Here is a 20,817-nt window from a genome sequence, read left to right on the forward strand (position 1 = left end):
CTATATGTATGTTAAGTGGGTGAATCCCACGCGCGGTTAGTTGGCGTTGCTACAAACTCGCCTTATGCCGCCCCATAAACGTTTTAACTTTTAATGCGGAAGCCTAAGTTTCATGGCCGATAATCAGTACAATCCGAAAGACATTGAACAACGCGTTCAGCAATACTGGGAAGAAAACCAATCGTTTAAAGCAAATGACGACGTAGAAAAAGAAAAGTTCTACTGCCTGTCTATGTTCCCATACCCTAGTGGCCGACTTCACATGGGTCACGTGCGCAACTACACCATTGGTGACGTGATCAGCCGTTTCCAGCGCATGCAGGGTAAAAATGTATTGCAGCCTATGGGTTGGGATGCTTTTGGTCTTCCGGCTGAAAACGCAGCAATTAACAACAACACTGCTCCTGCGAAATGGACATACTCAAATATTGATTACATGAAAAACCAACTTCGCTCGTTGGGTTTCGGTTACGACTGGGATCGCGAAGTAACCACATGTAAATCAGATTACTATCGCTGGGAACAGTGGTTCTTCACGCGTCTTTACGAAAAAGGTCTTGTTTACAAGAAAAACTCTACTGTGAACTGGGACCCTGTAGACCAGACTGTTTTGGCCAACGAGCAGGTAATCGACGGTCGCGGTTGGCGCTCTGGTGCGCTGGTTGAGCAAAAAGAGATCCCTCAGTGGTTTATTAAAATTACTGACTACGCCGAAGAACTTTTACAAGACTTAGAGCAGCTTCAAGAATGGCCAGACCAAGTACGCGCAATGCAGGCAAACTGGATTGGCCGCTCTGAAGGTGTTGAAATTACCTTCGATTTAGCGTCGGCAGTTAACGATATTGCCGATTTAACGGTATATACCACGCGTCCAGATACCTTCTACGGCGTTACTTACGTTGCAGTGGCTGCGCAGCACCCTCTTGCCGAATTCGCAGCAAAATCGAACCCAGATTTAGCGGCCTTTATCGACGAATGTAAAAACACCAAAGTTGCTGAAGCTGAATTAGCAACCATGGAGAAGAAAGGTTTCGCCACGGGTTTTGAGGTTGTTCACCCACTAACCGGTGAAAAGCTTCCAATTTGGGTCGCTAACTTCGTGTTGATGGACTACGGTTCAGGCGCGGTAATGGCTGTTCCTGGCCACGACCAGCGCGATTGGGAGTTTGCGACTAAATACAACCTACCTATTCAACAAGTCATTGCGCCAAACGCAGGTGATGAAGATAAGTGCGACCTTACCGTTTCTGCATTCACTGAAAAAGGCAACTTGATTAATTCAGATAAATTCGACGGTCTTGAGTTCGATGCCGCATTTAACGGTATTGCCGATGAACTTGAAAGCAAAGGCTGTGGAAAGCGCAAAGTAAATTACCGTCTTCGTGACTGGGGCGTAAGCCGTCAGCGCTACTGGGGCGCACCTATTCCAATGCTAAATTTGGAAAACGGTGAATCTGTTCCGGTTCCTGCTGACCAACTACCGGTTGTTTTGCCTGAAGACGTAGAAATGAATGGCGTAACCTCGCCAATTAAAGCTGACCCTGAGTGGGCAAAAACCACATACAATGGCGAAGCCGCGTTACGTGAAACGGATACTTTTGACACCTTTATGGAGTCATCGTGGTACTACGCGCGCTATGCCTGTGCTACTAACAACGACGCCATGCTTGACCCGACATCAGCAAACTACTGGTTACCAGTAGATCAGTACATTGGTGGTATCGAGCACGCTATCTTGCACTTACTTTACTCGCGTTTCTTCCACAAGTTGTTACGCGATGAAGGCTTGGTAAACTCTGATGAACCGTTCAAGCGTTTGCTGTGTCAAGGCATGGTATTAGCTGACTCGTACTATCGTGAAGACGCGTCTGGTAAGAAAACCTGGTTCTCGCCTACCGAAGTAAGCACTGAAAAGGACGATAAAGGCCGTATTGTTAAAGCATGGCTAACCGCTGACGGTGAAGAAGTTATTCACGGCGGTATGACGAAAATGTCTAAGTCGAAGAATAACGGTATCGACCCGCAAGAAGTTATTGACCAGTACGGTGCCGATACAGTGCGTTTATTTACCATGTTTGCTGCTCCACCGGAGCAAACCCTTGAATGGGTAGATTCTGGTGTTGAAGGAGCAAACCGTTTCTTACGTCGTATCTGGAAATTAGTGACCGAACACGTTGAAAAAGGCACGCCAGAAGCGATTGATGTTAAGGCACTGTCGAAAGACCAACAGGCTCTTCGCCGTGAAGTACATAAGACCATTGAAAAGGTGTCTGATGACTTAGGCCGTCGTCAAACCTTTAACACTGCGGTTGCAGCGGTGATGGAATTGTTAAACCACCTTCAAAAAGCGCCACAAGAGGACGCGCAGGACATCGCAATTATGCGCGAAGCCTGTGAATCTATCTTGTTGCTTCTAAATCCTATTACGCCGCACATCGCTCACGAGCTATGGAAAGTGTTGGGTCACAGTGAAGATATCGATTTAGCACCATGGCCACAGGCTGATAAAGCCGCATTGGTTGAAGACGAAAAGCTAATCATCGTTCAGGTTAACGGTAAGGTTCGCGCTAAGATGACAATTGCTGCTGATGCTAGCAAAGAGAGCATTGAAGCATCTGCGAAAGAACAGCCTAACGTTCAGCAATTCATCGAAGGTAAAACCATTCGTAAAGTGATTGTTGTGCCTGGCAAGCTTGTAAACATTGTAGCTAACTAGGTCAGATACTGATGAAAAAGCACTTACAATTCGCAGTCGCTGTGTTGGGAACCGTATTGGTTACTGGCTGTGGCTTTCATTTGCGAAGTAGCCCTAGCCTACCTGACGACATAAACACCGTTGCTATTGAAAGTGCCCGAGCACACGCGCCCTTGGCGCGTGCGCTTGATAAACGCTTAAACGTTTACGGTTTATCCAGTGTTAGCGTAGATAAAACATCGCGCTCTAACCAAAACGTAAACATCTATTTGCTTCCAGAGAAACTAGAACGTCAGCTGCTGTCGGTTTACCCTTCGGGTCAAGTTGCTGAATATGAACTGATATATGTTGTGCGTTACCGCGTGCAGTTTCCTGGTAAGGAAGCGGTAATGGTGCAATTTGAAGTAGTACGTGACTATCAAGACGACCCTGACCAAGTGTTGGCAAAGTCTCGTGAACTTGAATTGATGTTAAGTGAAATGCGCGATGAAGCCGCTGATATCATGATCAGACGCCTTTCCAGTCAGGCAGCCGCTGCACCAAATGCATCGACTTCAATTAGTCAGTAAACATCAGAATTTTTCATGCAGATTTATCCAAACCAATTTAGCCAAGATATCACCAAGGCACTTCGCCCGTGCTATCTGGTGTTTGGAGATGAACCCCAGCAGAAGTTTGATGTCATTGAGCAAATACGCGCTAAAGCAAAAGCCAATGGCTTTGAAGAGCGTACAGTACTTGTTGCTGAAACGGGCTTTAACTGGAATCAGTTGATTGAAGCCACGCAAAGCATGTCGCTTTTCTCAAGCCAACAGTTTATTGAATTAGAGCTACCTACGGGAAAACCGGGCACTGAAGGCAGTAAAATGCTGCAAGAAGTCGCGGCGTCATTAAACCCCGATATTTTGTTGCTGGTTCACGGCCCCAAAATTGGCAAAGACGTGCAGCGCGGCAAATGGTTTAAAGTGCTTGATGATTTGGGCGCGTCGGTATTGTGTTACCCGTTGGAAGGCAAGCAGCTCAATGCATGGCTCAACCAGCAGTTAAATGCCCACCAACTCTCCGTATCAGCGTCGGGTGCTAAGATGATTGCTGATTTCTGCGAAGGCAACATGCTTGCTGCTAAGCAAGAAATTGACAAGCTCGCCCTACTCTATCCACACCAGTCTATTTCAGACGAACAAATTGAAAAGGCGATGGTCGATCAGTCGCGCTTCAACGTGTTTCAACTAGTTGACGTTATGCTTAGCGGCGACAGTACCCGCTGCATAAAAATGCTATACCGATTAGAGAGCGAGGGTCTGGAGCCTAACATCATTATTTGGGCGCTGATTCGAGAGTGGGAGCAGTTATGGAAACTAAAACTAGCGCAGCAAAGCGGTGCCCCCATTCAGTGGCAAAAATTCGGTATTTGGCGTAATAGACAAGGTTTTTATCAAAGTGCCTTGAATCGTCTGAGCGTCGCGCAGCTAGAAGACATCCAAAAAGCACTGACTCAGTCAGATCATGCATTCAAACAGAATGTCATTGCCCGCCCTTACGTAGAAATGTGTCACCTGTGCATGATGTTTATGGGTATGGACCTTCGCGAAATTCCCCTGTTACAAGCATAATGGGCAATTCTAAGTGAGTCTTTCCGGCGCTTCTCGAACAAATCCAACGGTGAAAGCCATTCTTGGGGGTACGTTTAATCCGCCGCATAAAGGCCATATTGGTGCGGCACTAAAAGCGGCAGATGAAATTGGAGTAAACCACGTTCATCTCATGCCTTGTAAATTAGCTCCGCATAAGTCAGTAGGTGTGTCAGAAAGCCATCGGGTAAAAATGATTGAACTTTGCGCCCAAAACAATGACAGACTTATTCCAGAGTTAATTGAACTGACGCTTCCGTCACCCTCTTATACAGTTAAAACACTGCGTGCACTTAAAGAGAAAAGCGATGACACAATCTGTTTTTTCATTGGCGCAGATTCACTGTATAATCTGGACAAATGGTACGAGTGGGAACACCTGCTCGATTATTGTCACTTAGTGGTTATGCGCAGAGACGATGAGAAATTTTCGCCTCCTCCCGCAATACAAGCTTGGTTAGATTGTCATGTGGCTAACGATAAAAATGTTATTCACGCAAAGCCTGCAGGCCATGTAGTGTTAACCAACACACCGCTTTTTAGTGTTTCATCTACTGAAATTCGTGTCGTACTAGCAAGTGCTGCCACGTCCGAGAAATCGGGTACGCCAAACAGTTCAAATGCTGACCTATCTAATTTATGGTTAGAAGAAAGCGTTTTAGATTACATAAACGAACATCAGTTATATAAAAGTTAAGTAAGTGAGGAAAACTCTTGGAGAGTCAACAGCTCAAACAGTTTGTTAAAGACAAAATTGACGATATGAAAGGCCGTGATGTTATTGAACTAGACGTTCGCGGCAAATCAAGTATTACAGATACCATGATCATTTGTTCAGGTAACTCAAAGCGCCACGTTTCATCTATTGCAGAAAATGTCATGGTAGAAGCGAAGAAAGCGGGCCATGCACCTGGAAGCGTGGAAGGTAAGGAAACCGGCGAATGGGTTCTGGTTGATTTTGGTGATGTTATTTTGCACGTTATGCAAGATGAAACCCGTGATTTCTACCAGCTAGAGAAACTGTGGTCGTAGTGGCGTAAACGCTTGCTATAAACATGCAGTAACACGGTCAATAAAGGCCATACTCAAATGCGTATGGCCTTTATTGTATAAGTGAAATACTAATTCCTGCGGTAAGGGTAAAAGAAGTGCGTATACAAATCGTCGCGGTCGGAACAAAAATGCCAAGCTGGGTAAGTACAGGCGTGGATGAGTTTATTCGTCGTTTCCCTAGCGACATGCCAGTGTCTTTTACTGAAATACCCGCCGGAAAGCGAGGCAAAAACGCGGATATTAAGCGCATTTTGGAAAAAGAAGGCGAGCAAATGCTAGCCGCTATTCCCAAAGGAAATCGCATTGTTACGTTAGAAGTAACAGGTAAACCCTGGGACACTCCCACGCTTGCTAAACAACTCGACAATTGGAAAATGGACGGGCGCGACGTAAGTCTGCTTATTGGTGGTCCAGAAGGGCTAGCACCAGAATGTATTGCTGCGTCGGAACAAAAGTGGTCCTTATCAGCCCTAACTCTACCCCATCCACTTGTTAGGATCATTCTTACAGAAAGCTTATACCGCGCGTGGTCGGTGACGCAAAACCACCCATATCACCGTGAGTAATTGGTCGCTTTATTAATGCAAAGGAAGTCAATGCAACGAAAACGTCAAGCAATACGGGACCACTCCGCTGAAGCGAACTTGTTCGCGCGCCGAGCGACCATTGCTTTTATTATTGTTGTGGCCATGTTGGGCATTGTACTTAACAACCTCTATTCTTTGCAGGTCACCCAGTTTGAAGATTATCAAACCCGGTCTAACGGTAATCGCATCAAGGTTCTTCCGATACCGCCCAACCGTGGCCTTATCTATGACCGCAACGGCGTGCTTTTAGCTGAAAACCGCCCAGTTTTTAGCTTGGAAGTTATTCCAGAGCAAGTGGATGATATTGAGCAAACCCTTGCAGATCTAACCGAATTAATGAGCATCACCAGCGATGAAATTGAACGCTTTCAATCTACGCTTAAAGGAACGCGAAGATTTAAACCCGTTGCGCTTCGCACTCAGCTAAGCGAAGAAGAAGTAGCGTTGTTCTCTGCCAGTAAACACAAGTTTCCGGGTGTTCAAATTGAAGCGCGTTTAGCTCGTCATTACCCTTATAAAGAAACGCTTACCCATGCACTGGGGTATGTTGCACGCATTAACAAGCGAGACTTACAAAAACTCGTTGAAGCAGGTCAAGAAGATAATTATGCCGCAACCCACGATATCGGTAAGCTAGGCATAGAGAAATATCACGAAGAGCTGCTTCATGGAAAAGTGGGTTATCAGCAGGTCGAAGTAAACAACCAAGGCCGAATTATTCGTGTACTCAGTGTTGAGCCACCAACACCGGGCAAAGACATCGTACTTAACCTGGATTTAGAGCTTCAGTTAGAAGCCCAGCGAATAATAGAAGGCATGCGCGGCGCTGTAGTGGTTACCGATGTTAAAACAGGTGGCGTACTGGCACTTTATTCTAACCCTAGTTACGACCCCAATTTATTTGTGCACGGTATCAGCAGCAAGAATTACTCTGCGCTACTGAATTCGCCAGACCGCCCGCTAATTAACAGGGCGACACAAGGACAATACCCTCCGGCTTCTACCATTAAACCGCACCTTGGTTTTGTAGGACTAGAAGAAGGCATTATCACCAAAGACTACACCATTAACGATACAGGTCGCTATCAATTGCCAAATGTGTCGCACGTGTGGCGCGATTGGCGTCGATGGGGACATGGCAAAGTTAACGTATCAAAAGCAATAGAAGTGTCGTGCGATACTTATTATTACGAGCTAGCGTATAAATTGGGTATCGATAAAATCAGTGAATCTATGTACGAATTCGGATTCGGAGATTTCACGGGTATCGATCTTTACGAAGAGTCAGATGCCAACATGCCTAGCCGAGGTTGGAAACGCGCTCGCTTTAATCAACCTTGGTATATTGGTGACACCATCCCCGTTGGTATAGGACAGAGCTATTGGACCACCACGCCGGTACAGTTAAATACATCGGTTAACACGCTTATCAATGCTGGGGAACGCTATATTCCACAAATCATTCGCGGTTATATGAACACCGATAGTTCTGTCGACCTTATCCCGCTTAAGTCGCTGCGGCCTATAGAAATTAAGAATCGTAACAATTTGGATGTGGTGTTAAACGCCATGCGCGATGTTGTGAGTGGCGAAGAAGGCGGCGCGCGTCATGCATTTGCAGATACCCCTTACGACTCTGCGGGTAAGACAGGAACAGCACAGTTATTTACCGTTGGTCAGAATGAAAAATATGACGCTACTAAAATTGATGAGCGTCTTCGAGACAATGCCATGTATGTTGGCTTTGCACCGTTCAATGATCCAGAGATATCGGTAACCGTGGTCCTTGAAAACGTAGGCGGTGGTAGTAAGAACGCAGCACCCGTCGCCCGTCAAATCATGGATTTCTATTTCAGAGACCGTGTTTTTGAAACTGCCGAAGCTGACTCGGCAAACAGTGATAATGAATTAGGGACGAACTAGTGAAGAGAACCACCATAAACCCTAATAAAATAAGTTTTCTTCAGCGCATTCATATCGATGGCTGGCTGCTAGTCGGGCTACTCGTGCTAAGTTGTGTTGGGCTATTTACTCTGTACTCGGCGTCAGGTCAGGATATGGAGCAAATGGAGCGCCAGTTTATCAGGCTGGGATTTAGCTTTGTCGTTATGTTCGGATTAGCCCAGGCCCCTTTGGGCGTGTTTAGGTTTTTCTCAACCTATGCCTATGGTGCAGGCCTGCTCATGCTAATTGCCGTTTTATTATTTGGTGATATGGGCAAAGGCGCACAGCGCTGGCTAGACGTGGGCTTTATCCGTTTTCAGCCCTCTGAACTGATGAAGCTTGCCGTGCCTATGATGGTTGCATGGTATATCAGTAAATTCACTATGCCACCACGCACCACCCACATTATCGTTGGGTTTGGTTTGGTGGTCGTGCCCACCATTCTCATTGCAAAGCAGCCTGATTTAGGGACCTCGTTACTCATCGCCAGTTCAGGTATCTTTGCCATATTCCTGGCAGGTATGAGCTGGCGTCTTATTTCAGTAGTGGGCGGCCTCATTGGCGCGTTTGCGCCTGTGATGTGGTTCTTTTTAATGAAGGATTATCAAAAGCAGCGGGTTCTTACTTTTTTGAACCCAGAAAGCGACCCGCTAGGGTCTGGCTACCACATAATCCAATCTAAAATTGCCATTGGTTCCGGTGGTGTAGACGGCAAAGGCTGGCTGCAAGGCACGCAATCACAACTCGAGTTTTTACCCGAACGTCACACCGACTTTATCTTTTCAGTATTCAGCGAAGAGTTTGGTCTTACCGGTGTAATGTGTTTAATGGCAATATACATTTTTATAATTATGCGCGGCCTTATAATTTCTAGTCGAGCACAAGACGCCTATGCAAAATTGCTTGGTGGCAGTATTACCCTCACCTTTTTTGTTTATGTATTTGTAAACATGGGCATGGTGTCCGGATTACTTCCCGTGGTGGGTGTTCCCCTTCCTCTAGTGAGCTTTGGAGGAACATCTATGGTGACTTTAATGGCAGGTTTTGGCATTCTTATGGCCATTGCCACTCAGAAACGTTTAATGTCTAGATAACTTGTATGTTGCAGCGCCTTTTTTCGGTACTTGATTTTGTAAAAGCGGGTTTAGTTAATGCGGGTCTTGTTAACCAGAATCTGGCAAACGGACAGTTCTTTCGCTATGGCTCAGCTGTTTTAATAGTTTTGGCATTAGTGGGATGCCAAAGTGCACCTACACAATCTGGTCGCTATACTCAAAAGCAAGACTCAGCGCCTAAGCACGTTGCCAAGAAACCAGAAACACTTGATGCTGTACCAAAATACGAAGCCTACCGCATGTTTAACAGCAGGCCCTACAAGGTACTGGGCAAGCACTACACGCCAATGGATAGTGGTAAGGGCTATGAAGAGGTCGGCTACGCCAGTTGGTATGGCCAAAAGTTTCACGGTCACTTAACCTCAAATGGCGAAACTTACAATATGTTTGCCATGAGCGCGGCTCACAAAACATTGCCACTGCCCTCTTACGTGCGTGTTACTAACTTGGAAAATAACAAACAAGCGATCGTCCGCGTTAACGACCGAGGCCCTTTTCACGATGATAGAATTATCGATTTGTCGTATGCAGCCGCAGTAAAACTAGGCTACCACAGCAAAGGCACAGCGCGAGTCAAACTTGAAGTTATCCACTTTGACGAACAAAACAATGTGACGGTGGGAAACAGTCCAACTGTTACTTACGATGAATACTTGGGTATTGCGGTAGTACCCGCACCGGCCATGGCAGCAACTTCACCCACCCCGCCATTAGCCCCCTCTTCGAACACCGCGGATACCAACTCAAGCAGCAGTGAGAAAAGTAGCAACGCGGTAAGTGATGCGATTTATATTCAAGTTGCTGCGCTTTCAAACGCCGAGAAAGCAAAATCTATCTCTAACGTGCTATCGGCGTTATATCAAATTCCCGCTCACCTGCCAGTAGCAGATAACATTTATAAACTACAGTTAGGCCCTATCCACGATGAAGCAGTCGTCGCGGAGGTTCTTGAACAATTAAAGCAAAATGGCTATCCCAACGCTTACGCGATTACGCAGACCATGTAGTTAGTTGGGTTGTCGCACGCTCATAAAAACAACGACATTGTGGCAGCATTGTGTCATTCAGCAGGCAATATCACGGTTTCTTCGCCTAATACCTACAATCACGTAAACTTTTTTGATAAAACCTAGTCTTATAAGCAGCCTTTCGTTAAGATCTCTCGTCACCTCAGCTAATAAGTAGGTGAAACAACAGAATTCGGTTACGAACTGGACAAAAGCTAAAATTGGGTAGCCATGTTTTGCGGTCATCGTTTCGCGGTCATCGCAACAATAGGGTAAGCTTTAACTCACACGGATAAAACGGTCAAAGAAATTAGAACCATGCTCAGAATAATTCAACGCGCTAAACCGTCATTACTTTCATTTGCCTTTTTGGTGATAGGCACATTACTACACACAGCAAATGCTGCCGTAGTCACTCCGCCTGCTCCTTCAGTTGCCGCAGAAGGTTTTCTTTTAACCGACTTTGAAACGGGTCATGTGATTGCATCTAAAAATGCGGACATGCAGCTTGCTCCTGCGAGCTTGACGAAAATAATGACTATTTATGTTATTGGCAAAGAATTACAGGCCGGTAACATCAGCTTAGACGACGAAGTGACTATCTCGGAAAACGCATGGGCGAAGAAATTCCCTGACTCGTCAAAAATGTTTATTGAAGTAGGTACACAAGTTTCAGTACGTGACTTACTACGTGGCATTGTTGTGCAGTCAGGTAACGACGCCTGTGTAGCTATGGCAGAACACGTAGCAGGTTCAGAATCTGCTTTTGCCAGCATGATGAATGCACACACGGCATCACTTGGCATGAGTGGTTCTCACTGGGTTAATGCTCACGGTCTTCACGACCCTGACCACTACACTACCCCTCGTGACATGGCGATTCTGTCTCGCGCGCTTATCGCAGAAACGCCAGAAATGTACAAGATTTATAGCGAGAAGGAATTCACCTACAACGGCATTAAGCAATACAACCGCAATAGCCTGTTGTGGGACAAAAGCTTAAACGTTGATGGCATTAAAACTGGCCACACGTCTGATGCGGGCTACAGCCTAATCACTTCTGCAGAGCAAGGCGGTATGCGTCTAATCTCTGTAGTTATGGGGACTGATAGCGAACGTGCACGTAAAGTTGAAAACAAAAAGCTACTTAAGTATGGCTTCCGTTTTTACGAAACACTTACGCCATACCAAGCTGGTCATAGTTTCGTTGCTCACCGCATCTATATGGGTGATAGAGAGACAGTAGACCTTGGAATTAATCAATCTACCCCCATTACTATTCCACGCGGTCAGGCGGCTAATTTAGAAGCTAACTTCGAACTTGATGACAAGCTTGAAGCACCACTTGCAAAAGGTCAGGTTGTTGGAAAACTTTATCTACAACTAGACGGTGAAGATGTGGCTAGCTATCCCCTTGTTACCCTTCAAGAAGTAAAAGAAGGCAGCTTCTTTAATCGCATGAAAGACTACATTATGCTTCAGCTAGGATTTGACGACGAGTAAACACCTTTACTGAATACGTTAAAAAGCTAGTTGTGAAGCGGCCAGATTTGTTACAATCTGGCCGTTTTTTTATATGATATTTTAAGTACCAAGGATATCGCATGGATACCCGTTTTGACGAATTACTAGATTTTCCAACAAACCAAACGTTTAAAGTCATGGGCGTTGCTCATGAAGACCTACCTCAACAGGTAGTGAGCTGCCTTCAGCAACACGCGCCAGGTGATTACTCGCCTAACGTAAAACCAAGTAGTAAAGGTACTTACCACTCGGTTTCTATCAGTGTGCGTGTAACCAGCAAAGAGCACATGGAAACCATTTACACTGAACTTGCCAAATTAGAGCTAGTTAGGGTTGTACTTTAAGTGAATGAGCAGTCGATAGCGTCTGACGCAAACGGCGTTATAGTGCGTCAGTTAGGGCGTCAGCCGTATGAGCCTATCTTCGAGGCAATGAAAAGCTTCACCGATGAGCGAGACCAAAACACCCAAGATGAAATTTGGCTTGTTGAACACGATGCCGTCTTTACGCAAGGACAAGCAGGCAAAGCTGAACACATACTTATGCCTGGTGATATTCCTGTTGTTCAGGTTGACCGAGGTGGCCAAGTGACCTATCACGGTCCAGGCCAACAAGTGATTTATCTGATGCTAAACATAAAGCGCAGAAAGCTAGGTGTTCGCCATTTAGTCACTGCTATGGAAGAAGCGGTGGTCGGACTACTTGGAAAATACGGCGTAACCGCGTATCCAAAGCCCGATGCGCCTGGCGTATACGTCGATGAGAAGAAAGTTTGTTCATTAGGTTTAAGAATACGTAATGGCTGCTCGTTTCATGGCTTAGCTTTAAATGTTAATATGGACCTAACACCGTTTCAGCGTATTAACCCTTGCGGTTATGCCGGTATGGAAATGATCGATACCGCGCGCCTCAATGGTCCAACTACGCTTGAGACCGCTGGTAATGAATTAACGCATTTGTTGCTAGAAGCGCTTTCCATTGCACAGCCAACATACAAAGAAGGTTTTGATGAGTAATGCACGACCTCAAGCGGGGATAAAACTCCGTGATGATGAAAAAGTAAAACACATTCCCGTCACTATTATTCCTACAGAAAAGGAAGAAATGCTGCGCAAGCCGGAGTGGATTAAAATCAAGCTTCCTCGTACTACCGAGAAAATTGATCACATCAAACAGACACTTCGCAAAAACAACCTTCACTCTGTGTGTGAAGAAGCGAGTTGTCCTAACCTTGCCGAGTGTTTCAACCACGGTACAGCCACCTTTATGATTCTTGGTGATATTTGTACCCGTCGTTGTCCTTTCTGTGACGTAGCCCACGGTAAGCCACTGCCTCCGAGCGCAGAAGAGCCAGAGAAGCTGGCTAAAACCATTGCAGAAATGAACTTGCGCTATGTGGTTATTACTTCTGTTGACCGTGACGACCTTCGCGATGGCGGTGCTCAGCATTTCGTAGATTGTATTAACGCCATTCGCGAACACAGTCCAACAACGACAATCGAAGTATTAGTACCCGATTTTCGTGGACGTATGGATCGTGCACTTGAGATTTTCAAAAACGGCGTGCCTGATGTGTTCAACCACAACTTAGAGACGATCCCGCGTTTATACCGTGAATGTCGCCCTGGCGCGAATTACCAATGGTCGTTGGATTTGCTTAAGAAGTTTAAAGCGCAACACCCTGACGTGATGACCAAATCTGGTCTGATGATGGGTATGGGCGAAGAGAACGAAGAAATTCAAGGCGTACTTGATGATCTGCGCGCTCACAATGTGGACATGCTTACGCTGGGTCAATACCTTCAGCCAAGCCGTCACCACTACCCGGTTAAGCGCTACGTACACCCTAAGGAATTCGACGCCCTTGGTGACTACGCAAAAGAAATTGGCTTCACCCATGCAGCATGTGGCCCTATGGTCCGCTCTAGCTACCATGCAGACCAACAAGCAGCGGGTAAAGAAGTTAAGTAGTACCGAACTTCAGCATAGGGCTCAGCCTAGAGTTGCTAAAAAGTTGATACAGAATAAAAGCGGTGATCTTCACCGCTTTTTTGTGCCTTCGTATTTCAGGGTGACAAACCCGTGGGTATTGTTAGAATGCCCGTCAAATTACGCTATCCCCTTTTGAAAAGTATTCCCAAATTAAGGGTAAGGTCATTTCATGCGCAAACATATATACATTGCCTATACAGGTGGAACTATTGGTATGAAGCCGTCTAAACAAGGCTACGTACCCGCTGCAGGCTTCTTGTCAGACACACTGAAAAAGATGCCGGAGTTTCACCGTTCTGAAATGCCCCTTTTTACACTGCATGAATACGATAACCTTATCGATTCATCAGACATGGATCCGTCTGACTGGCAGCGTATTGCCGATGATATCGCCGACAACTACGACAAGTACGATGGCTTCATTATTTTGCACGGTACAGACACCATGGCATACACCGCTTCGGCGTTGAGTTTCATGCTTGAGGATTTGTCAAAACCTGTCATTGTTACCGGTTCTCAAATTCCACTGGCAGAGCTTCGCTCAGATGGTCAAGTCAACCTTCTAAACGCGTTATACGTTGCCGCGAACTTCCCCATTGCCGAAGTCGGACTGTTCTTCAACAACAGACTACTTCGCGGCAACCGCAGCCGTAAAGTAGATGCAGATGGGTTCAGTGCCTTTGACTCCCCTAACTTTCCTCCACTGTTAGAAGCTGGCATTAATATTCGTCTGAAAGCCGGCGAATTAGCGAAGACGCCAAATAACACCTTAACGGTGTCGAACGTTAAAGCCCAACCGATCGGCATGGTAAGTTTGTATCCCGGTATTGCGCCAGAGGTCATTAAAAACACGCTGCAGCAGCCGGTAAATGCACTGATTTTACTGAGCTATGGTGTGGGCAATGCACCTCAGAACCCTGAGCTTATTGCACAGTTAAAATACGCTAAAGCCAGAGAAATTCCTGTTGTGAATTGTACCCAGTGTATGCGCGGTCGCGTAAACATGGGTGGCTATGCCACTGGCCATGGCCTACAAGAAGTAGGAGTTTTATCGGGTAGCGATATGACGCCCGAGGCTGCCCTCGCGAAACTGCACTACTTATTAAGTAAAGGGCTTCCTTTTGAGGAAATAATCCATCTATTAACGCAAAACTTGCGCGGCGAATTAAGCGACTAACAGTCGTTACAAATAAAGTTTTTAAGAAAAAGGTTTCAACAAGTGACAACAACATATTCGGGTATGCTTAAAAAAATGCGTACCTCCGCCGATGAAAACAATACCGTGCACTACTCGCTTCCAATTGGTGATGAGTTGGTAGATATCAATTCTCTTATCGGCAAGGAAGTAACGGTAACCTACTCTGGTGAAATCAACTGTGTTCACTGCAACCGCAAAACCAAAAAAAGCTTCAACCAAGGATACTGCTACCCGTGTTTGATATCGCTGGCACAATGCGATAGCTGCATTATTAAGCCAGAAAAGTGCCATTACCACGAAGGGACGTGCAGAGAACCTCAGTGGGGTGAAGAACATTGCTTTAGCGAGCATTTTGTTTATTTGGCTAACACAGGTACGGTAAAAGTGGGCATTACTCGTCAAGTCACCGAAGGCGTGTCTACACGATGGATGGATCAAGGAGCTACGCAAGCTACCGTAATGCTGCGAGTTCCTGACAGGCTTACCAGTGGTTTGGTTGAAACGTTATGCAAGGATCACATTGCAGATAAAACCAATTGGCGAACAATGTTAAAGGGCAAACCTGACGAGGTTGATTTAGAACAGGTCAAAACCGAATTAATGAATAAAATTGAAAGTGAGCTAGAAGCGCTGAAGCAAGAAAAAGGGCTTCAAGCAGTATCAGAAGTGACTACGCCTATCCATGATATTCATTACCCTGTTGAAGATTATCCGATAAAGATAAAATCTTTAAACTTAGATAAGACACCGTCATTTACTGGTGTATTGCAAGGTATCAAGGGGCAATACTGGATGCTAGATGGCGATCGCGTTATTAATATCAGGAAGTTCGCTGGTTATAATGTAGACCTATCTTTCTAAGTTAAATGTTAGGGTCTTATTTTAACTTACTTATAAAAATAAGACCCCTATTACCCGCCGCTAGCTTTCTAATGCGGTAGTTTATTCGAATAGGTATCAACTACTGCCAGAATTCAAAGTAGTCGTTACTATTTCTTTGCGGTTTAGGTGCAGGCTCAAATGCTGGTGTTCCTAAATATAAGAAACCTACCAGCTCGTCTTCTTCACTTAAACCTAATCCGTTTCTTACCGTCTCACAGTGTGCGTAGCCACCGGTGCGCCACATGCCGTTAAACCCTTGTGCTACTGCTGCCATTTGCATCGCCATCACGCCACAGCTTGCCGACGCTATCTGCTCAACACGCGGTACCTTTTCATGTTCCACATGCTTTGCGATGGCTACGATAACCATAGGTGCGCGGTGAGGAAGCTGCACGGCACGTTCAATTTCTTTCTGCGACTTTTCATTTTCAATAGCGGATTGCTCATAGAGTGCACCTAGCTTATCCAGCCCTTTTCCTGTGCACACAATAAAACGCCACGGAGTAAGACAAGCATGGTCTGGGGCACGTAGTGCAGCCTGCATAATATTCTCTAAGGCATCACCACTAGGTGCTGGCGCTTCCAATCGAGGCTGAGAACTTCTGTTGAGTAACAATGTTAATGCGTCCATTTACGTCCCTACTTTATTTTTTCGCGTTGCTGTTATCACGCTTCGATTTTCATAATCGAGAAAAGCGTGCCAACAACAATAATTTACCTAACCTGAATGCTAGATCCTACGGTTCATAAACGAAAAAGACCAGAAAATTCCGGCCTTTTGTACAGTAAATGGAGCGCCCCTAATGACTTTTAGAACGCATGGCTTTATTCACATAGTAATCGACACTAAAGAAGCGTCCACCACCATAGATAAACAAAACTAAAAGCATAATAAAATAGGTCGCAGCGAATTCGATGCCGTTGTTAAGTACCACAAAGTTACCGCTGGATGTAAGCCAGTCATAATGGCCATGCTCTTGTAACAATGATTTAGCTGCCGCAAGCTTTTCTGGCGCAGCCATAATGTTTTCATTCAGTAAAATTGTACCGTCGGCTAGCCATGAAGACGCATCAGCAATAGCGAGCCATCCATTCTTAGCGTGAACACTCACCATAGCGACTATCATGGTTACCATTAATGGAATACTCACCAAGCGCGTCAATACACCCAATAACAATAGAACACCACCCACGAGTTCTGCGGCTGTAGCTAAGAACGCCATTACCAAAGGCATTGGTAAACCAAGCCCATAATCATCGTTACCAAACCAATCTACAATACTGTCGAAACTGGATGCTTTATTCCAGCCAGCCTGTATCATCACTGGTGCTAAATACAAGCGCAATAAAAGTAAAGGAATGCCATCTGCCACTTGCAGTCGGGCTACGATTTGTTGGTAAATGTGTGTCATTGTTTTGCCTACTTTGTGTAATTAAGAAATAAGAACGGCACTTTATGAAAAAAATTTCATCGCGCGAAAATAAGCCCTCACCGTTTTTACGACTAATGAAAAAGGGCCATGGAAAAACCGGCTATAAAGCAAAGAATGGAAAATTCCTTATGACGATGAGCGAGGATAGTCACAAACGTATTGCCTCCCTCATTCGAAAGTGGCTGGAACAAGACGAAAAAAACAACGCAGAATAAAAGTCATCGTAAGTCGCCGAAAACAAAGACACTCACAAAAAATTACAATTAAGTTCGCGATCTTACTCGATTTAGGTAACATAATAGAATGCAGTACGTGAGTAAGGTATGCCTGATCTATCTTGCTCTGGTTAGTTAATTCAAAAAAAGGTAGTGATTAAAATGGCAGCCAAAGGAAATTGGACTAAATCCTTGTTTATTGGCTTGTGGACGGTGCTGAACTTCACCCGCAAACTTTTCTTTAATTTGATATTCATTGTTATATTTGTTGGATTGATAATCGCAATAACTGGTCAGGACGATGAACAGTTTACCGTAAACAAAGACAGTGCTTTGTTTCTTACGCTTAACGGCAAGCTAGTTATAGAAAAAGAAAGCATTGATCCTTTCGAACAGTTCTTACAAGAATCGCTAGGCAGTGAACCTGAAAACCCAGAAGTACTGGTACGCGATGTAGTGAAAGTGCTTGAAAATGCGCAAAAGGATCGCCGTATTAAAGCTTTGGTTCTTGACCTTCAAGGTCTTACCGGCGGTGGTTTAGACAAGTTGCGCACCGTAGCTAATGCTATTGACGCATTTAAAGAATCTGAAAAGCCCGTTTATGCCATTGGCGATTACTTTTCCCAAGACCAATATTACTTGGCAGCACACGCTGATAGCATCTATCTGAACCCAATGGGCGGGTTAATGTTTGAAGGCTACGGCCGTTATGGCATGTACTTCAAAGACATGCTAGAAAAGTTAAAAGTAACCACGCATATCTTCCGGGTTGGTACTTATAAATCTGCTGTTGAGCCTATCATGCGAAATGATATGTCTGAAGAAGCAAAAGAAGCGGAGAAACAGTGGTTAGATGGTTACTGGGCGCAATACAAAGCGGATGTAGCAGCAGCTCGCGGTATCGATGAAGCAAACTTTGACGAGACCCTTGAAGGTTTATTAGCAAAGTTTGAAGCGGCAGGCGGCGATTTCGCACAGTATGCGCTTGAGAATAATTGGGTAGACGCATTGAAGACCCGCGAAGAAGTAAGATTGGAGCTTACTGAGTTAGTCGGTGAAGATGAAAACAATCACGGCGTTAACCTCACTTCGTTCAATACCTATCTTAAAGTTGTTAACCCGCCTATGCCGGTTATCGAGTCAGACATGGATAAAGTGGCGATTGTAGTTGCCAAGGGCACCATCTTAGACGGTAATCAAAAAGCTGGTACTATAGGTGGCGACAGCACTGCGCGTCTTCTGCGTAAGGCTCGTCTTGATGACAACGTAAAAGCAGTGGTTCTTCAGATTGATTCTCCTGGAGGCAGCGCATTCGCCTCTGAAATTATCCGTCAGGAAGTGTTGCAGCTACAACAAGCAGGTAAGCCCGTTATTGCTTCTATGAGCACCTATGCAGCTTCAGGCGGTTATTGGATTGCAGCAAGTACCGATAGAATAATTGCAAGCCCTAGCACAATTACAGGCTCGATTGGCGTGTTTGGTATGTTTATGACCTACGAAAATTCACTGGATTATTTAGGTATTCACAGTGACGGTGTGGGCTCTACAGAGCTTGCAGGCTTCTCTACTGTGCGTCCACTAGCACCAGAATTCGGTCAGATTCTTCAGCGCAACGTTGAAAACACTTACGGAAACTTCTTGTCGTTGGTTTCAAATGCTCGTGGTATGTCGGTAGAAGAAGTGGATAGTGTTGCCCAAGGACGCGTGTGGATTGGCGAAGATGCAATTGAACTTGGCTTGGTAGACCAGCTTGGTACGGTTGACGATGCTGTAGTTGCAGCGGCCGAGCTCGCCGAGCTAGAAAATTATGATACGTTCTACGTACAACGTACGCTGAGTGCCCAGGAAATTTTCTGGAAGGAATTTTTTGGCCAGGCAATGACGTTTGTGGGCAAATGGCAATTTGCCCATGCCGACTCTGCACTGGTAAATGAATTTAAGCGCGTACTTAAAGAGTTCAGTTTAGTAAACCAACTAAACGACCCTAAAGGTACCTACGTGCTATGTTTACCTTGTGACGTTAAATAATACGCGCAGCAAATAAGTAGAAACAGTAAAAAGACAGAGGCAGCAACATCGCTTCAAATGACTTAACTCAAGAACAGCGTCGCGTTATTACCGACGCTGTTTTTTATTGCTATGAGCAAGCAGAGCAATACTTCAAGCAAACGTTCAAGCGCCCTACCATCACTTTTAGACGGTCGGGGAAAAATGCGGGCACTGCGTTTTTACAGCAAAACCGCGTGAATTTTCACCCACTTCTGTTTAAAGATAATATCGATGCCTTTTTAAGTGACGTGGTACCACACGAAGTCAGCCATTTGTTGGTATGGGTTCTGTTTGGCAGAGTTCAGCCCCACGGCAAAGAATGGCAGTCGATAATGCGCAGCGTATTTAACTGCACGCCTAATGCTACCCATCAGTTTGACGTGAAACGGGTAGCCCGCACTTTTCATTATGTGTGTGACTGTGACACTTATGCGCTAAGTACACGCAGACACAATAATATTTTAAAAGGGGCACAATACAAATGTAGGAAGTGTCAGGCCTTGCTTCGCGCACCAGACGTTGACAGCCTAAAAGCCTATTGACCCAAGACACTGTCTGGCGAGCGGTATTTACAGGATACGTGCTGTTAATTAAACCAGTGTTTAGTAAATGCGTTGTCTAAATCGTTAAACGCTGTCTTAAGAAGTTGCGCTAGCTCTTTATATTTTGGTTTTGATTTAGCATTGGTCATAGCCACACCTTGCGAGCGCATTTTTGAGTGGATTTCTTGATACCAGCTTTTCAGTTGTGGTGGAAGGTATTGGTCAGAGCGATGTCCTAGCCAAAGCAAACCTTGCATAGGCAGACTTAAGAAGAAAGCACCTATGGTAATGGTTTGAGGTAGATAATCGGCGCCTAAACTCTGATAGAGCAGCGCGCATGAAACCATAGCCACTGGCGGCATGGTTTTAATTGCAAACTTAGTCGCTGCTACAACTCTACACTCTGGGAAAAAGGCATAGAGTTCTTTTCTTACAGGCCATGTCTTCATGTACTGCTGACCGTTTTTCAACATTGTCATTATTGATTGAGACATGACTCACCTCTTTGATAAACCTTACTATCAGCATTAATACTGATATCACTCACGTCATTATTCGATAGTTATAACTAAATTGTAATCCGCTTTTTGGCTAATACAAACTGGTTCTTCTAAATCAGTACGTAATTACAGCGATAAACTATCAACATCGATCTTATCAAATACGATTGCACTGTAGTTAATTAAGTTTCGTTATGTGGCGGCTGCCTTTTGGTCTGCTGTGAAGATCGGCGTTGTGTAACTAATACACCGTACGTTAATAATTAAAAGGTATAAGTTCATTCTATCTTTAAGTGACATTTTTCTCGCTTAAAGGCATCATATAGCGCTTAAGCCTAAACATTGTGCTGCATGGCTTTGTTGTTACTTTTGTTAAAGCAAGTGAATAACGACCTGCAGATATTGCGCTGGCAAATTACTATAATAAAAGTAACTAGGTGTTGAGCTTGA

21 protein-coding genes are annotated in these 20,817 nt (G+C 45.0%); 18 read left to right on the forward strand and 3 right to left on the reverse strand.

Annotated features, from left to right (window positions below; genetic code table 11):
* Nucleotides 1-112: 112 nt before the first annotated feature.
* The 15 genes from leuS (at nt 113) to F0261_RS02635 (ending at nt 15,607) form a co-directional block, all read left to right on the forward strand.
* Nucleotides 113-2,716 (forward strand): leucine--tRNA ligase, encoded by a 2,604-nt coding sequence (gene leuS, locus F0261_RS02565; RefSeq protein ID WP_171337157.1) that lies wholly within the window; start codon nt 113-115, stop codon nt 2,714-2,716.
* An 11-nt stretch (nt 2,717-2,727) separates the two neighbouring features.
* Nucleotides 2,728-3,264, forward strand: coding sequence for an LPS assembly lipoprotein LptE (lptE, locus tag F0261_RS02570; RefSeq protein WP_014979213.1), 537 nt, complete (start codon nt 2,728-2,730; stop codon nt 3,262-3,264).
* Between the two features lie 15 nt (nt 3,265-3,279).
* On the forward strand, nt 3,280-4,308 hold the full coding sequence (holA, locus tag F0261_RS02575) for a DNA polymerase III subunit delta (RefSeq protein ID WP_014949355.1): 1,029 nt from the start codon (nt 3,280-3,282) through the stop codon (nt 4,306-4,308).
* 13 nt (nt 4,309-4,321) lie between these two features.
* Complete coding sequence (nadD, locus tag F0261_RS02580) at nt 4,322-5,023, forward strand: nicotinate (nicotinamide) nucleotide adenylyltransferase (RefSeq protein WP_014979211.1); 702 nt, start codon at nt 4,322-4,324, stop codon at nt 5,021-5,023.
* A gap of 17 nt (nt 5,024-5,040) precedes the next feature.
* Nucleotides 5,041-5,358: a ribosome silencing factor gene (rsfS, locus tag F0261_RS02585; RefSeq protein ID WP_014949353.1), complete on the forward strand. Its 318-nt coding sequence runs from the start codon at nt 5,041-5,043 to the stop codon at nt 5,356-5,358.
* 116 nt (nt 5,359-5,474) lie between these two features.
* Complete coding sequence (gene rlmH, locus F0261_RS02590) at nt 5,475-5,945, forward strand: 23S rRNA (pseudouridine(1915)-N(3))-methyltransferase RlmH (protein ID WP_014949352.1); 471 nt, start codon at nt 5,475-5,477, stop codon at nt 5,943-5,945.
* A gap of 30 nt (nt 5,946-5,975) precedes the next feature.
* On the forward strand, nt 5,976-7,889 hold the full coding sequence (gene mrdA, locus F0261_RS02595; RefSeq protein WP_014979210.1) for a penicillin-binding protein 2: 1,914 nt from the start codon (nt 5,976-5,978) through the stop codon (nt 7,887-7,889).
* Nucleotides 7,889-9,004: a rod shape-determining protein RodA gene (gene rodA / locus F0261_RS02600; RefSeq protein ID WP_171337158.1), complete on the forward strand. Its 1,116-nt coding sequence runs from the start codon at nt 7,889-7,891 to the stop codon at nt 9,002-9,004. Before mrdA ends, rodA begins: the two co-directional genes overlap by 1 nt.
* A gap of 5 nt (nt 9,005-9,009) precedes the next feature.
* Nucleotides 9,010-10,032, forward strand: coding sequence for a septal ring lytic transglycosylase RlpA family protein (locus F0261_RS02605; protein ID WP_171337159.1), 1,023 nt, complete (start codon nt 9,010-9,012; stop codon nt 10,030-10,032).
* A gap of 318 nt (nt 10,033-10,350) precedes the next feature.
* The gene (locus F0261_RS02610) at nt 10,351-11,535 is read left to right on the forward strand and encodes a D-alanyl-D-alanine carboxypeptidase family protein (protein ID WP_014949348.1); all 1,185 of its coding nucleotides are present in this window, start codon (nt 10,351-10,353) and stop codon (nt 11,533-11,535) included.
* A 101-nt stretch (nt 11,536-11,636) separates the two neighbouring features.
* Complete coding sequence (ybeD, locus tag F0261_RS02615) at nt 11,637-11,900, forward strand: DUF493 family protein YbeD (RefSeq protein WP_014949347.1); 264 nt, start codon at nt 11,637-11,639, stop codon at nt 11,898-11,900.
* Nucleotides 11,901-12,572 carry a lipoyl(octanoyl) transferase LipB gene (gene lipB, locus F0261_RS02620; RefSeq protein ID WP_171337160.1) on the forward strand — a complete coding sequence of 224 codons (672 nt, stop codon included), beginning with the start codon at nt 11,901-11,903 and terminating at the stop codon, nt 12,570-12,572.
* Nucleotides 12,565-13,527 (forward strand): lipoyl synthase, encoded by a 963-nt coding sequence (lipA, locus tag F0261_RS02625; RefSeq protein ID WP_014949345.1) that lies wholly within the window; start codon nt 12,565-12,567, stop codon nt 13,525-13,527. Before lipB ends, lipA begins: the two co-directional genes overlap by 8 nt.
* A 190-nt stretch (nt 13,528-13,717) precedes the next feature.
* Nucleotides 13,718-14,725: an asparaginase gene (gene ansA / locus F0261_RS02630; RefSeq protein WP_171337161.1), complete on the forward strand. Its 1,008-nt coding sequence runs from the start codon at nt 13,718-13,720 to the stop codon at nt 14,723-14,725.
* A 42-nt stretch (nt 14,726-14,767) separates the two neighbouring features.
* Complete coding sequence (locus F0261_RS02635) at nt 14,768-15,607, forward strand: DUF2797 domain-containing protein (RefSeq protein ID WP_171337162.1); 840 nt, start codon at nt 14,768-14,770, stop codon at nt 15,605-15,607.
* Between the two features lie 100 nt (nt 15,608-15,707).
* Here F0261_RS02635 and F0261_RS02640 read toward each other — a convergent pair whose 3' ends face one another.
* Nucleotides 15,708-16,259 carry an NAD(P)H nitroreductase gene (locus F0261_RS02640; RefSeq protein WP_014949342.1) on the reverse strand — a complete coding sequence of 184 codons (552 nt, stop codon included), beginning with the start codon at nt 16,257-16,259 and terminating at the stop codon, nt 15,708-15,710.
* Nucleotides 16,260-16,428: 169 nt separating this feature from the next.
* Nucleotides 16,429-17,040: a DoxX family protein gene (locus F0261_RS02645; protein ID WP_014979206.1), complete on the reverse strand. Its 612-nt coding sequence runs from the start codon at nt 17,038-17,040 to the stop codon at nt 16,429-16,431.
* A 44-nt stretch (nt 17,041-17,084) separates the two neighbouring features.
* Here F0261_RS02645 and F0261_RS02650 point away from each other — a divergent pair, with 44 nt between their 5' ends.
* The 3 genes from F0261_RS02650 (at nt 17,085) to F0261_RS02660 (ending at nt 19,867) form a co-directional block, all read left to right on the forward strand.
* Entirely contained in the window at nt 17,085-17,276 is a 192-nt protein-coding gene (locus F0261_RS02650; protein ID WP_171337163.1) for a hypothetical protein, read from the forward strand.
* Between the two features lie 162 nt (nt 17,277-17,438).
* Entirely contained in the window at nt 17,439-19,304 is a 1,866-nt protein-coding gene (gene sppA / locus F0261_RS02655) for a signal peptide peptidase SppA (RefSeq protein ID WP_014949339.1), read from the forward strand.
* An 86-nt stretch (nt 19,305-19,390) separates the two neighbouring features.
* Nucleotides 19,391-19,867, forward strand: coding sequence for a SprT family zinc-dependent metalloprotease (locus F0261_RS02660; protein ID WP_171337171.1), 477 nt, complete (start codon nt 19,391-19,393; stop codon nt 19,865-19,867).
* 44 nt (nt 19,868-19,911) lie between these two features.
* Here F0261_RS02660 and yfbV read toward each other — a convergent pair whose 3' ends face one another.
* A complete protein-coding gene (gene yfbV / locus F0261_RS02665; protein ID WP_014979203.1) occupies nt 19,912-20,361 on the reverse strand; it encodes a terminus macrodomain insulation protein YfbV in 450 nt (149 codons plus the stop codon).
* Between the last annotated feature and the right edge of the window lie 456 nt (nt 20,362-20,817).

Source organism: Alteromonas sp. 07-89-2, from assembly GCF_013113925.1.
GTDB classification, from domain to species: domain Bacteria; phylum Pseudomonadota; class Gammaproteobacteria; order Enterobacterales; family Alteromonadaceae; genus Alteromonas; species Alteromonas macleodii.